Raw genomic sequence first — 14,217 nt, forward strand, 5'->3', positions numbered from 1 at the left:
CAAACATCGAAACGGTACATGCCTAGTAACACAAAAGGGCAAACGGCCACGACCGAGTACCCTTGACCACACACTGTCCAATCACCCGAGCTCATGCATTTTGGCTCTTTATTGCTATAGTATAAAGCGGAGGGGGGGGGGCACTAAAACTGTCATTACAAGGGGGCTTTCCCCCGAGAGGACAGGCGTTTGATCCGGTCGCTGCGATCGAAAATCCTGCTACTCGTTGGGTTTGCAGTTTTCATAACGGCAATCTCTATCTTTTTCTTTGCCCAGAGAGAGATGGAGCAGGCCATCACCAGCGCCGAGGAGCAGCATGCCCGTGACCTGCTGAAATCCATCGAACTGAGCGTGGAAACAGAATACGAAAGTCTCCTTTTCCATCGCAAGACAACCATTGAAAGACGTAAAGCGGAACTAAAAAACATCATCACCCTGGCCATTACCCACCTTGACGAAGAATACCAGCATTACCGGAATGGCAATCAATCTCTCCAGCAGGCCCAGCAGCACGCCATTCAGGCCATCAACAGCCTGCGTTACGATGAGGGTATTGGTTATATCTGGATCAATGACCTTGGACAGCCTATCCCGCGCATGATCATGCACCCGACCCTGCCGGAACTGGATGGCAAGCTGCTGGATGATCCCATCTTCAATACCGCGCTGGGCATCAATAAAAACCTCTTTGTGGCCATGGTCGATCTCTGCCTGAAGCACGGTGAGGGTTTTGTCGACTATCTCTGGCCCAAACCGACCATTCAAGGGCTCAGCAAAGAACAACCAAAGATTTCCTATGTCAGACTATTCGAGCAGTGGAACTGGGTCATCGGCACCGGCGTTTATATCAATGACATCGAGGCTGAGACCCAAAGGCGACTTGACGCCATCATTGACGAATTAAACACTATTTTCGCCAAGGTCAAGCTGGCTGAAACCGGCTATATGTTCCTCTTTAACGGCCAACGGGAGATGCTGGTTCATCCCAATATCACCGGTGCGGAGTTCGCCCCCCGGAAGAATCCCGTAACTGGAGCACCCCTCTTCGATGAACTCGTGGCGGTGGCGAAAACTCCAGGAAAACCTCTCGACTACGAGTGGGACAAGCCCGGCTTTGAAGGCCAATTCAGGTTCCCCAAACGCACCTTTGTGACCTACTTCGAGCCCCTCGACTGGTATATCGGCGCCTCCATGTATACCGAGGAACTCGCCCAGCCCGGCAAGCAGCTGCGGAAAAGAATCCTCTTTCTTGGGCTCGGCTCGCTCTTCGTCACTTTTTTGATTGCCATTGCCCTGTCGAGGAGATTGAGTAAACCTCTCCGGGATCTGGCACAGTCCGCAAAGGAGATCGAAGAGCAAGGGCTTGCTGTAGCTAAAATCCCGATCAGCGGAGCAACAGAGATCAGGGAACTTGGCCAGGTGCTTGAACAGATGGTCACCTCCCTCAGTACGGCCGAGGAAAAACGCATCAATCTCGAAAAGCAGATGCTCCACGTGCAGAAACTGGAGAGCCTGGGGGTATTGGCTGGCGGCATCGCCCACGACTTCAACAATATTCTGCTGGCCATCACCGGCAATGCCGATATGGCCCTGAGACGTATCAGCAAGGATGCGTCTCCCGTCGAGCATCTGCAACGCATCAAGCAGGCGGTGGAAAAAGCCGCCGCCCTGGCCCGGCAGATGCTGGCCTATTCAGGCAAAGGCAAGTTTCTGGTCGAAAGTCTGGACCTGAACCAATTACTGGAAGAGATGCTGCCGATGCTGGAGATTTCCATTTCCAAAAATGCTGCATTACATCTGAGCCTCACCAAACCGCTGCCGGCGGTTGAAGCTGACGGCACGCAGCTACGTCAGATCATCTTGAATCTGGTGATAAATGCCTCCGAAGCCATCGCCGACCAGAACGGCGAAATCACCATCATCACCAGCTGCGCCACCTGTAGCAAAAATGACCTGTACCCCGCTTGGCGGAATGAAGATTTCCGCCAAGGAGAGTACCTCTGCCTGGAGATCACCGATACCGGTTGCGGCATGAATAAGGAAACTCTCACTAAACTATTCGATCCCTTCTTCACCACCAAGTTCACCGGGCGAGGGCTGGGGATGTCTGCGGTACAGGGCATCGTTCGCAGTCACCACGGAGGGATTAAAGTTTCCAGCGAACCGGGCCAGGGAAGTTCCTTTAAGGTATTGCTGCCCGCGTCAGGCAAGCCGGTAGAAATCCCTGACAGCGTCCCGCCGCCGGACGACTGGACCGGGACAGGAAAAGTCCTGCTGGTGGATGACGAAGAGACGGTGCGCAGCATTGGCAGAGAGATGCTCGAAGAGCTTGGTTTTAGCGTCATCACCGCCAACGACGGAAGAGAGGCACTGGCGGTCTATCGTTCGACCGCTGGCATCAGCTTCGTGATCCTGGATCTGACCATGCCGCAAATGAACGGCGAGCAGTGTTTACGCGAACTGCAGCAGATTAACCCGGACATAAAGGTCATCATGTCGAGCGGCTACAGTGAACTGGCAGACACACAGAAGCTGACAAATCAAGGTTTGGTTGGGTTCATCCAGAAACCCTATTGGTTGAATACGCTCAGGGACACAATCCGGAAGGTGACCTAGATATTAGCCAGCGGCCATTAGGTTTGTGCCGCCCCACCTAGCCACCCAACTCAGCAAACAAATCATCATAAACCGTCGCCATCTCTCCCCAATCGTAGCCAGCGACATGTGACTGCGGCGTTTCACTGCGTAACAGTTCAACATCCCGACATAACTGCACCAATCGTCCGACCAGATCGTCAAAGTCGCGATAAAAATAGAGAGCATGCTGAGCTTCCGGCAGGTGCTCGGGATAGGCAAGCCGCGTGGGCAACAGCGGATGACAGTTGCAATAGATCGCCTGCACGACGCTGGCGCCGAAAAAATCGTGGATCGAGGTCACTGGCAGGATATCCGCGCGCCACAACCACTGGGCATACTCGGCAAAACTTTTGGCGTAGCCCCAATGAACAATCTGCTTTTTTAACTTCTGGCGCGCTTCGGCGAAAATAGCCGGTTGCTTTTGATAGGATTCGCCCAACACCGCCAGTTCGAATTCGACACCCTGCTCCTGCAAAACGAACAGAGCACGGAAGAATTCTTCCGGGTTTTTGTCATACTCCCAACGATGGTTCCAGAGCAGCAACGGCGGCCGATCGGGCTTCTCCGTGACCGGCCGATACGGGTCAAACTTGCGCAAGTCGAGCCCAAGGTGCAGAGTTTGGCTCTTGTCGGCAATCGACTGCACGCTGTCGATTTCATTGTAATCAGGGAAGGTTTGCAAAAAACCGGGCAACTCGGCAAGAAAGTCGTTGCGGTGATAATCGGAGTTGAACAACACCGCATCGGCAGCCAGAGCAGAGGAATAGTTGATGAAACAATAATGCGCATCACGTTGCAGACCGGGATCGGCATCATCCGGCGACCAGGGATAACTGAGCTGGTTTTCGTGGCAATAGAGAGCGACAGGAAGAGTGGCGGTTATCTTGCGGGTCAAAGCCAGAAAGGTGGTCAGATCGAGCATGTCACTGGCGAGCAGCAGGTCGGGCCGATGCCCCTCGGCGAGAAACTGCCGCGCCAGAGAAACCGCGCCGCCATGCATCCGCCACTTCCAGTACTTTCCTGGCAGTCCGAGAATTTTGACATTGTGCCGACTGTGGGCGGCGTACTCCCTGGCCCAGGCAGCATGCGAGCCGACCAGAAAGGGTTCAAGCAGCAGGATCTCCATCGGCGCTTATTCCTGTCCCGCCAACTCTTCAACCATCTGCCAGGCCGCTTCGACCAGCGCATCGGCCAGTTCATTTTGCGGCACCTTGCGCACCACCTCGCCGCGCTTGAACAGCAAGCCCTGCCCTTTACCTCCGGCAATACCCAGGTCAGCCTCGCGCGCTTCGCCGGGACCGTTGACCACGCAGCCCATCACCGCGATGGTCAAGGCTTTCGGCAGATCGTGCAAGCGCTGCTCGACCTCTTCGGCAATCTGGATCAAATCAATCTGACAGCGGCCGCAGGTCGGACAACTGACGAACACCGGTCCGCGCTCACGCAGCTCCAGACTTTTGAGAATCTCATAACCAACCCGCACTTCTTCGACCGGATCGCCAGTCAGCGAAACGCGCAGGGTGTCGCCGATCCCCTCGTAGAGCAGGCTACCAAGGCCGACGGCACTCTTGATGGTGCCAGCCCAGGTGGTGCCCGCTTCGGTAATGCCGACATGCAATGGGTAGTCGACCTGAGTCGCTAACCGCCAGTAGGCCTCAACGGTGCGGCGAATATCGGAAACCTTGAGACTGACCTTGATCTGCTGATAGTTCAAATCTTCCAGCAGGCGGATATGCCCCAAAGCGCTCTCGGCCATCGCTTCGGCGGTCGGATGACCGTATTTCTGCAACAGCTCCTTTTCCAGCGAGCCGCCGTTAACGCCGATGCGGATCGGCACCTGCCGTTCGGCGCAGGCCTTGACCACCTCGGCCACCTTCCAGCGCTCGCCGATGTTGCCGGGGTTCAGGCGCAGGCCATCGACCCCTTGCTCAACCGCAGTCAGCGCCAATTTATAATCAAAGTGGATATCAGCAATCAGTGGTATCTGGCAGCCCTGCTTGATCGCCGCCAAACAATCCGCCGCCTGTTGATCCGGCACCGCGCAACGAATGATTTCACAACCGGCCTGTTGCAGCGCTTCTATCTGCGTCAGGGTCGCGGCAACATCACGGGTATCGGTATTACACATCGACTGCACACTGATCGGCGCATCGCCACCAATAAGAAGATTGCCCAGTTTGATCTGACGGCTTTTACGTCGCAACAGTCGAACTCCTTTTTTTGTAGAGAATATATGCCTATTTTCTTCAGCTTCAGGCGGCCCATGAATACTGGAGCGGAGAGTCTACCCAACTTTACCCATGACAAGCAAGTACGTCGGTGTTTGACAGCGACCTGCCTCTGGGAGTACTCTGCGCATCCTGATTCTCGACGACAGCATCTATTGAACAAATAAACGGAAACGAATACTTTTGTGAAAAAACAACCAACGAAAAAAGCCCCGGCTCGCGACACCCTGAAACTAACCATCGACAGTCTCGACAACGAAGGGGTCGGCCTCGCTCGGCATGAGGGTAAAACTGCCCTGGTGCAGGGGGCGCTACCGGGAGAAACGGTGCTGGCCGAAGTTGAGCACGTCGGCCGCACCCATATCTACACCCGCCTGAGCAAAGTGCTGCACAACGCAACGCAACGCACCGCCAACAATCCCTGCAAAAAAGATCTCACTTGTCTGAGCTGTCCGCTGATCTGCATGAAGTATCAGGCGCAACTCGAATATAAACAGCAGCGCGTCACCGCCGCTTTGGCCGCTCAAAACCTGCAGCAGGATGACCTGGTTCAAGCGACTTTGCCGTCGGAGCCAGCGCTGAGTTACCGTGCCAGTGCCAAATTGGTCTTCGGCCGCAAACGGGAAAAGGTGCTGATCGGCCTCTACCAGCGCGGCAGCCACGATGTTATCGATATCGGCGAATGCCCGGTACATCACCCGCTGATCAACCGGGTGGTGAAGGTGGTCCGCGACGAGGTACAGCATCTGGGGATCTCGGTTTTCAGTGCCCGCCATCAAAATGGCTTGCTGCGTTATCTGCTGGTCCGGGTCAGCCCGATCAACAACAAGGTGATGGTCACCTTCGTCAGTAATTTCCGCGACCTGCAGCAGCTGCCAAAACTGGGCAAGCGCTTGATGAACAAGGTTCCGGAGGTGATTGCCGTCCATCAGAACGTCAACGGCTCTGGTGGCAATGTCATCCTCGGCCAGGAAACGCTCAAACTACACGGCCTGCCAGATCTGATCGAGCGGGTCGGCGATATCCGCCTGCGAATTTCCCCAGAAGCCTTTTTTCAGGTCAATACCCTGCAAGCGACCAGGATTTACGCCATGGTGCGCGAGTGGGGCGGCCTGACCCGAAACGACACCGCCGTCGACCTCTACTGCGGAATTGGCGGCATTGCGCTGAACCTGGCCAAAGACGCCGGACAGGTGACCGGTATCGAGTATGTCGCTGGAGCGGTCCGTAACGCGACTGACAACGCCAAGTTAAATGAGCAGCTCAACTGTCGCTTTATTGCCGGAGATGCCGCGGAAGAGTTGCAGAAGCTGGGGGAGCAGAGCAACCAACTGGCACTGGCAACGGTCAATCCGCCGCGCAAAGGCTGCTCCGTAGATCTGTTGCAGACGCTTTGTCAGATCCAGCCACGCCAGATCATTTATGTTTCCTGCGACCCCGACAGCCTGGCCCGCGATCTGCGCCAACTGGTTGATGGCGGGTACCAACTCGAACGCGTGCAGCCGGTCGATATGTTCCCGCAGACGGCTCACGTGGAAACAGTGGTACAATTGAAACTGAAGTGAGCAATGTGGTCTTTGTTCGGGAAGATGTACGGAACTAGCTAGGGTTTTCAATCACAATCCAAGGTAGAAGACTGATGCTGAACACCGAAACGCTGGCGGCAGTGCTACTGATCTGTGCCGGCATCATCCACAACTACAGCTTCATGTGCCGCAAGCTAGCGCCGTCCGAATTGAAAGTCGCCTATCCGACCTCACAGTTCGGCAAACTGCTGCTCGATTCGAGCTGGATGTTGATGGTCGCAGCTGGACTGTACCTGACCTATCGCCTTTCTCTGGTTTTGAGTGCTGTCGCGACAGTCATCTATTTTCTACTGCTGCCATTTTTGTTGCAACCGCCCCTGGCCCGTCTGCTTGGTTTTCGCAACCTGAGCGAGTACGTCAGACATATTGACCGGATGCAAAGCCACAACAATATTGAATAGCTTCAACCGCAGCTCGAAGCTGACAGGATAGAAGGAAACTCAATCATGATCGAACTGGATTATCGCCAATTTCAATGTCCCTACCCGGTAGTGGAAACCCGCAAACAAATTTTAGCCAATCCGAAAGAGACCTTCGCCATCCTGCTCGGCGACCAGACGGCCAAAGAGAATATCAGCCGCTTGGCGCAAAAAATGGGCTATCAAACCAACGCGGAGCAGGAGGGAACGGACTACAAACTCACCCTGAGCCCCTCGGACGTGGCGCAACCCCAACCGTCGGAATTGACAGAGATTGTCGGGCGCACGGTCATTTTCTGTGGCAGCGACCAGATGGGACAAGGCGATGAGGAATTTGGCCAGGTCTTGCTGAAGAATTTCTTTGTCACCCTGCTCGAACTTGAGCAACTGCCAGACAGTATCTTGTTTGTCAATAGTGGCGTCAAGTTGGTCTGCAGCGGCTCAGATGCACTCGAAGCTCTCAACCAATTGGCTTGTCGCGGCGTCGATATCGCCTCCTGCGGACTCTGTCTCGATTTCTACCACCTAAAGAACCAACTCAATGTTGGCCGGGCAACCAACATGCTGGAGATTGCCGAAACACAGATGCAAGCTGGGCGGATCATCAGACCTTGACCACGTCTGCACCGCTCGCCAATTGGCCATGCAGCACAGGACATTAATAATCCTTGTGAAACATTACACCATGAGCTAACATTCACGTTTAAACATTACCGTGTGGAATCGCGACCGGATAAATAGCAGGGGGGGGATGCGCGTTGAAAAAGAAAATTCTTGTTGTTGATGACAGTCAGCCAATTCTAGAACTTGCTTCGACGATGTTGAAGCTGCTCGGCTATGAGCCGATTCGAGCCTGCAACGGGGTCGAGGCGCTGAAAGCTTTGGCGCAGGAAAAACCGGATCTGGCTCTGCTTGATGTCATTTTACCCGACATGGACGGTTTTAAAATTTGCCAGCATATCAGAAGTAATCCGAGCATGGCGAAAATGCCAATTTTTATGGTTTCAGCTAAAAAAACCTCGGAAGATATCGAGCGTGGGGAAAAAGCCGGCGCTGATGAATATGTCACCAAACCATTCAGGTCAGCAGAAATGGCGAGGTTAATCAAAACCTATATCGGTGATGGCAACTGATGGTGTAATCACCCGGCAAAAAGCTTTCCGCAGTCCTGGAAAGCTTTTTTTGTGCCTGCAAAGCTGCCCGAAGCTGCTAAACTGCCTATTCAAAAGATGACAGGAGGAGCGATGTTCAAGCAACGTCGTAGCGGCATTTTGCTACACCCGAGCTCTCTGCCCGGAACACAACCGATCGGCACTCTCGGCCAAGAAGCTTATGACTTTGTTGATTGGCTGGTCGCCGCCGGCCAATCGGTCTGGCAAATTCTGCCCCTCGGCCCTCCCGGCTACGGCGACTGCCCCTACAGCTGCTACTCGGCATTTGCCGGCAACCCCCTGCTAATCAATCTGCAAAAGTTGGTCGAGTGTGGAGACCTGCGCAAAAAGGAACTCCCTCCCCCTGCCGAAGTCAGTGCAAAAGTCTGTTTTAGTAGCGCCGCAAACTTGTCTCAGCTATTACGCAAAGCGCAAGGCCGCTTTACAACAGCAGCCGGCCCACTCCGCCAACAAGCATTTGAGCGATTTTGTCGGGAGCAGGCGTCCTGGTTGAACGATTACTGTTTTTTCGAAGCCATGCGCCACGACCAGCAACAGAGCGGTTGGCAACAGTGGCCCAAAGAGGTCCGGCAACGCCAGCAAACCGCCCTGCATAAATGGGGCATTAAACTGCAGGATGAAATTGCCTGGCACAAGTACCTGCAATTTGTCTTTTTTGAACAATGGTTCGAACTAAAAAGCTATGCCAATCAACAGGGAGTCGAGATATTCGGCGACCTGCCGATCTTTGTCGCCGAGAACTCGGCCGACGTTTGGGCTAACCGTCAACTATTCCATCTGGACGAAGAAGATCAACCCACCTATGTAGCAGGTGTCCCGCCCGACTATTTCAGCAAAACCGGGCAACGCTGGGGGAATCCCCTCTATCACTGGGAGCGGATGGCGGCAGATAAATTTTCCTGGTGGGATGCACGCTTCCAATGGAATCTGCAACTCTTCGATCTGGTCCGGGTCGATCACTTCCGTGGTTTCGCGGCCTGCTGGGAGATTCCAGCAACGGAAAAAACGGCCATTAACGGCAAATGGCGACCTGTCCCCGGCGAGCAGCTTTTCCAGCATCTGCAAACCAAGTTCACCGAACTGCCGATCGTTGCCGAAGATCTCGGCGTGATCACCCCCGACGTTGAACAACTGCGCGATCAGTTCAATTTACCCGGCATGAAAATTCTTCAGTTCGCCTTCGACTCAGGTCCGACAAATCCCTATCTACCGCACAATCACCTCCCGAATTCGGTGGTATACACCGGTACCCACGACAATAACACCAGTTGCGGCTGGTGGAAGTCACTTTCCGCCGCGGGAAAAACCCAGATCAAAGACTACTTGCAACGCCCCTGCCGTGATATGCCTTGGCCGTTGATTGAAACCGCTCTGGCCAGCGTTGCCAACCTGGCGGTCATTCCGATGCAAGACCTGCTAAAGCTAGACGGCGGGGCCCGTATGAACCGTCCTGGGACAGCGCGCGGCAACTGGCAATGGCGGCTTCTTCCGCAGCAACCATGCCGTGAAATAACCGAGCAATTACGCCATGTTTCTCATCTGTACGGACGCCTTCTGTGCAATCCCACAGAAACGCAGGAAACAACTCCTTAGCGCTTGTAAATATTTTTATGGCTATGCTATCGTCTGAATGTTGATCCAATAATCAAAGCCAAAAATGGCTCAATCCCTTGGAGGATAAGATTTTGAAAAAGACCCTGACGCTAATGACTATTGCACTAACCGCCCTGACACTGACCGCCTGCAGCAAGGATGAGCCAGCAGCACCGGCCGCGCAAGCACCTCAGGCCGCCGCACCGACCGCAATGTCCGCACCGGCACCGGCAGTCAACAAGACTGGTGGCACCTCCGGCACGGTTCTCGAAACCATGGACGCAGCCGGCTACACTTACGTTCAGGTCGACAGCGGAACGGAAAAGATCTGGGCAGCTGCTCCACAGTTCGCTGTTGCCGTTGGCGACTCGGTCATGGTTCCTGATGGCATGCCGATGAACAACTATCATAGCAAGACTCTCAACCGTGATTTTCCGGTGGTCTATTTTGTCGACTCGGTCCTCAATGCCAGCGCCCCGGTTTCTCCAGCTGCCGCTGGTGGTGCTGAAATGCCTGAGGGCCATCCGGCAACAAATGTTGCAGCAGCCCCGGTCGATGTCGATCTGTCCAATATCGCAAAAGCTGACGGTGGTTTGACCGTCGGTGAAATTTTCACAGGTAAAGATGCCCTTTCCGGCAAAGAAATCACCCTGCGCGGCAAGGTTGTGAAGTTCAGCCCACAGATCATGGGTAAAAACTGGCTGCACCTGCAAGACGGCAGTGGTGACGAAGCAGCTGGTACTCACGACCTGACGGTCACCACCACCATCACCGCCAATGTTGGTGATACGGTTGTGGTCAGCGGCCCACTGACTCTCGATAAGGACTTTGGCTACGGCTACCAGTACAATGTCATCATTGAAGATGCAAAGGTCACTGTCGAGTAACTCGCTGAAAAAATAGATTGCCAAAAGGCTCCCGGACCACTCCGGGGGCCTTTTTTCTTTGCCCGGAGCGATTTATTTATGCTTGCACCCCACGCTGGCCCTGCTAACATTAAGAGCTCACTAACCTTGGGGGCAGCTATTTGACTCAGTCCGCACAGTATACCGGCAACTCTGGACCTCAATGCATCCTCATTATTGATGACGACCATACCGTCAGATCCAGCATCAAGCTATTCCTCGAAGACTATGGCTATCTGCTCTTGGCCGCGGACAATGGCAATACCGGCCTGGAGCTGCTCAAGCAACACCGGCCAGACCTGGTCCTCCTCGACCTGCGCATGCCGGAAGTCAGCGGTCTGCAATTTCTTGAACTGGTGCGCGAAACCGATAGCGACACGCCAGTGATCGTCATCTCCGGTACCGGCAAGATCAACGATGTCGTAGAAGCATTACGCTATGGAGCCTCCGATTTTTTATTTAAACCGATCGTTGATCTACGCGTCCTCAAACACAGCATCGAAAAAGCCCTGGAGAAAAAACGCTTACAACAAGAAAACCGTGAACATCGTCAACACCTTGAGGAAATCGTCTCGCAGCGAACCAGAACCTTGGAACGAACCTATGCTCAACTGGCGAAAAGCGAAGAGAAGTACCGCGCCATTTACGAGAACCTTCAGGATGTCTATTTTGAGACAAGCCTCGATGGCGTGCTGCGGGAGATCAGTCCCTCGCTGGAAAAGGTTTCACATCACAAAAGGGACGAATTGCTCGGTGAAAGCATCTGGAAGTTCTACGCTATTCCTAAACAGCGCGAACAACTCGTTCAGCTGCTGCTACAACAGGGACGGGTGGATAATTTTGAAGTTCTGCTAAACGAAAACGACCACCAAACCAGCTACTATTCGCTAAACGCCATGCTGCATCGGAACAACTCGGGGCAACCAACCCACATCAGTGGAATCATGCGCAATATCAGCGAAAGAAAAACTTCAGAAGAAACACTACGAACAACCAACGAAACCCTGGAAGCGCTTTTTAATGCCGCCCCTCTGGCCATTTTAGCCATCGATACCGAGCTACGGATCACTCTCTGGAACAAAGCGGCCGAAGAAATTTTCGGCTGGACATATGCTGAAATCATCGGCCAACCCTATCCGCTGGCAGTCCCCGGCAAAGAAGATGAATCGATCGCCAATCTCGAGCGTGCCCTGGCCGGTAACGATTTTAAAGGGCTGGAATTATCCCGCCGCGGCAAAGACGGTCAGTCGATCGACATCAGCGCGTCGACTGCTCCGCTGTACGACAGAAGCGGCGCCATCGGTGGAGTGATCATTATCATTGAAGACATCACAGAAAAACAGCGCCTGCGCAGCGAAGCGGACCGCTACAGTCGACTGGCGGCACTCGGCGAATTGTCTGCCGGAGTTGCCCACGAAATCAACAATCCGAACGGACTGATCCTTCTCAATCTGCCAACCATCCGCGACTTCGTCAGCGACGCAATCAGTCTGCAACAAGAAATTGCCGTAGACCAACCGCACCATTTGTTGGGCGGATTAAAGCCACAGCGCGCGGCAGAGGCCTTTCCGCAACTGATGAATGAGATCGAGGACAGCGCCAAGCGGATTAAACAGATTGTTGATGATCTGAAATCCTTTGCCACCCAAGAGAGTCTCACGCTGGATGATTATTTTGATCTCAACCTGGCGGTGGAAACAGCAGTCAGACTGACGGCCAATCACCTTAAAAAGGCGACTTTCCATTTCGATACACAACTCAGCAACAACCTTCCGCCGATCAAAGGGTCCCCCCAGCGAACCGAGCAAGTGATCGTCAACCTACTGGTTAATGCCTGTGAAGCCCTGACCGACAGGGGACAGAAGATCACGATCAAAACGGGACAGGACAAGAAAAGCGGCGAGATCTATCTGTGCGTAACAGATCAAGGCAGTGGGATTCTCCCGCAACAATTGCCGCATATTACCGACCCGTTTTTCACCACCAGACGCGAAACCGGAGGGACCGGGCTCGGCCTTTCCGTCTCAGCACGAATCATCAAGGAGCATAACGGCCGCATGGAATTCACATCACAACCCGGTCAAGGCACTTCTGCCAGTGCCTATTTTCCTCTACCGACAAAGGGTTAAGCGATGACAGATCTCTCCGACTATTCGGTTCTTTTGGTTGATGACGAAGCGGCCTGGCTGCACGGCCTGTCGCTGGCCCTGGAGCGCTCCGTCGGCATGACCAACATCACCAGCTGCAGCGACAGTCGCCAGGTGCTTGCGACCCTGCAGGAATATCGATTCGACCTGCTCATTCTCGACATCACCATGCCGTATATGACCGGCGAAGAACTGCTCCCGCTGATTGTAGAGCGCTACCCGGAGATCCCCGTCATCGTCCTGAGCGGAATAAACCAGGTCGATCTTTCGGTCCGCTGCATGCAGCTCGGTGCGTTTGACTTTTTTGTTAAAACAGTCGAACAGCAGCAATTAATTGCCGGGATTCAACGCGCGGTCAAAATGCTGCGGCTGCAACAGGAAAACCGCCAACTCAACCGGCACTTCCTCAGCACGCAACTCAATCAGCCAGAGGTATTTAGCGAAATCATCAGTCGTGACCCGCAGATTCTTTCCATATTCAAATATCTGGAGGCGGTAGCAACAGGACCTCACCCGGTGCTGATTCTTGGCGAAAGCGGAACCGGGAAGGAACTGTTTGCTCAGGCAGTGCACAACATTGGTCGACCGGACGGACCGTGGGTGGCGCTTAACGTGGCCGGGCTCGACGACAACGTCTTTTCAGATACCCTGTTCGGACATGTCAGGGGAGCTTTCACCGGTGCTGAGAACGCCCGTGCCGGGATGATAGAAAGCGCTGCGGACGGTACTTTGTTCCTTGATGAAATTGGAGATCTCAACCCGGCCTCGCAAGTCAAACTGCTGCGACTGTTGCAAGAGGGGGAATACCTGCCCCTTGGTGCCGACCGGCCACGCAAATCTCAAGCCCGCATTGTTCTGGCCACCAACGTCGACCTGCAACAGGAGATTGAACAGGGAAATTTCCGCCGCGACCTGTTCTATCGTCTGGCAGCGCACCAAGTCGCCCTGCCGCCATTACGGCAGCGGCGCGACGACATTCCGTTGCTGATCGAACATCTGCTATCTAAACTTTCTGCCGATTTGGGTAAACCAATGCCCGATTACCCGGCTGAACTTGCGGTTCTGCTTGGCACCTACCATTTTCCCGGAAATATCCGCGAACTCGAAGGAATGCTGGCCAACGCCTTGGGAACCCACCAGAAAGGAACGCTGTCCCTAACAAGCCTCCGCGAGCTAATCGGGTCTCCGGTTCAGTCGACCACAGGCTTAAATCCGCAAGAACGAACATTGCACTTTCCCGACACCCTGCCATCGCTTGAGGAAGCCGGTCGACAGCTGGTGGAAGAAGCGATGCGCCGCTCGCAAGGGAACCAGACAATTGCCGCTGCCCTCCTCGGGATAAGTCGACCGGGGCTGAGTAAGCGTCTAAAAAAATACCAGAACGTGTCCTAAGCAAGCAAAAGGGGGCGTAACTAAAGGCACACCGAGCCACATGGTTACGCCCCAAATAGGATGTACTTTCGGATACTTAGAAAGTATTTCCGGTTGCAGCGAAACCTCAGCTACACCCCCTCGAAAAAACAGCACGGG

At 54.1% G+C, this 14,217-nt stretch carries 11 protein-coding genes; 9 read left to right on the forward strand and 2 right to left on the reverse strand.

Features of this window, described 5'->3' with window-relative positions; translation table 11 throughout:
- The first annotated feature begins 189 nt into the window (after nucleotides 1-189).
- On the forward strand, nucleotides 190-2,616 hold the full coding sequence (locus tag ACZ5PT_RS00670) for a cache domain-containing protein (RefSeq protein WP_464264882.1): 2,427 nt from the start codon (nucleotides 190-192) through the stop codon (nucleotides 2,614-2,616).
- A gap of 37 nt (nucleotides 2,617-2,653) precedes the next feature.
- Here ACZ5PT_RS00670 and ACZ5PT_RS00675 read toward each other — a convergent pair whose 3' ends face one another.
- On the reverse strand, nucleotides 2,654-3,763 hold the full coding sequence (locus ACZ5PT_RS00675; protein ID WP_464264883.1) for a tRNA-queuosine alpha-mannosyltransferase domain-containing protein: 1,110 nt from the start codon (nucleotides 3,761-3,763) through the stop codon (nucleotides 2,654-2,656).
- A 6-nt stretch (nucleotides 3,764-3,769) separates the two neighbouring features.
- Nucleotides 3,770-4,840: a flavodoxin-dependent (E)-4-hydroxy-3-methylbut-2-enyl-diphosphate synthase gene (ispG, locus tag ACZ5PT_RS00680; RefSeq protein WP_464264884.1), complete on the reverse strand. Its 1,071-nt coding sequence runs from the start codon at nucleotides 4,838-4,840 to the stop codon at nucleotides 3,770-3,772.
- A 210-nt stretch (nucleotides 4,841-5,050) separates the two neighbouring features.
- On the opposite strand from ispG, the gene rlmD reads away from it, so the two are divergent.
- The 8 genes from rlmD (at nucleotide 5,051) to ACZ5PT_RS00720 (ending at nucleotide 14,079) form a co-directional block, all read left to right on the forward strand.
- Complete coding sequence (gene rlmD / locus ACZ5PT_RS00685; RefSeq protein ID WP_464264885.1) at nucleotides 5,051-6,430, forward strand: 23S rRNA (uracil(1939)-C(5))-methyltransferase RlmD; 1,380 nt, start codon at nucleotides 5,051-5,053, stop codon at nucleotides 6,428-6,430.
- A gap of 74 nt (nucleotides 6,431-6,504) precedes the next feature.
- A complete protein-coding gene (locus ACZ5PT_RS00690) occupies nucleotides 6,505-6,852 on the forward strand; it encodes a hypothetical protein (protein ID WP_464264886.1) in 348 nt (115 codons plus the stop codon).
- 45 nt (nucleotides 6,853-6,897) lie between these two features.
- A complete protein-coding gene (yedF, locus tag ACZ5PT_RS00695) occupies nucleotides 6,898-7,485 on the forward strand; it encodes a sulfurtransferase-like selenium metabolism protein YedF (RefSeq protein ID WP_464264887.1) in 588 nt (195 codons plus the stop codon).
- Between the two features lie 143 nt (nucleotides 7,486-7,628).
- Entirely contained in the window at nucleotides 7,629-8,003 is a 375-nt protein-coding gene (locus tag ACZ5PT_RS00700) for a response regulator (protein ID WP_464264888.1), read from the forward strand.
- 111 nt (nucleotides 8,004-8,114) lie between these two features.
- Complete coding sequence (gene malQ / locus ACZ5PT_RS00705) at nucleotides 8,115-9,635, forward strand: 4-alpha-glucanotransferase (RefSeq protein ID WP_464264889.1); 1,521 nt, start codon at nucleotides 8,115-8,117, stop codon at nucleotides 9,633-9,635.
- Between the two features lie 92 nt (nucleotides 9,636-9,727).
- On the forward strand, nucleotides 9,728-10,522 hold the full coding sequence (locus tag ACZ5PT_RS00710; protein ID WP_464264890.1) for a hypothetical protein: 795 nt from the start codon (nucleotides 9,728-9,730) through the stop codon (nucleotides 10,520-10,522).
- A 140-nt stretch (nucleotides 10,523-10,662) separates the two neighbouring features.
- Nucleotides 10,663-12,669 (forward strand): hybrid sensor histidine kinase/response regulator, encoded by a 2,007-nt coding sequence (locus tag ACZ5PT_RS00715; protein ID WP_464264891.1) that lies wholly within the window; start codon nucleotides 10,663-10,665, stop codon nucleotides 12,667-12,669.
- A 3-nt stretch (nucleotides 12,670-12,672) separates the two neighbouring features.
- Entirely contained in the window at nucleotides 12,673-14,079 is a 1,407-nt protein-coding gene (locus ACZ5PT_RS00720; RefSeq protein ID WP_464264892.1) for a sigma-54-dependent transcriptional regulator, read from the forward strand.
- Nucleotides 14,080-14,217 lie beyond the last annotated feature (138 nt).

Source organism: Desulfuromusa ferrireducens (assembly GCF_055389805.1).

Bases quoted from the DNA above. Each gene is read 5' to 3' on its own strand.
- ACZ5PT_RS00675 (WP_464264883.1), bottom strand. From the start codon at position 3,763: ATGGAGATCCTGCTGCTTGAACCCTTTCTGGTCGGCTCGCATGCTGCC.
- ACZ5PT_RS00690 (WP_464264886.1), top strand. From the start codon at position 6,505: ATGCTGAACACCGAAACGCTGGCGGCAGTGCTACTGATCTGTGCCGGC.
- yedF (WP_464264887.1), top strand. From the start codon at position 6,898: ATGATCGAACTGGATTATCGCCAATTTCAATGTCCCTACCCGGTAGTG.
- malQ (WP_464264889.1), top strand. From the start codon at position 8,115: ATGTTCAAGCAACGTCGTAGCGGCATTTTGCTACACCCGAGCTCTCTG.
- ACZ5PT_RS00720 (WP_464264892.1), top strand. From the start codon at position 12,673: ATGACAGATCTCTCCGACTATTCGGTTCTTTTGGTTGATGACGAAGCG.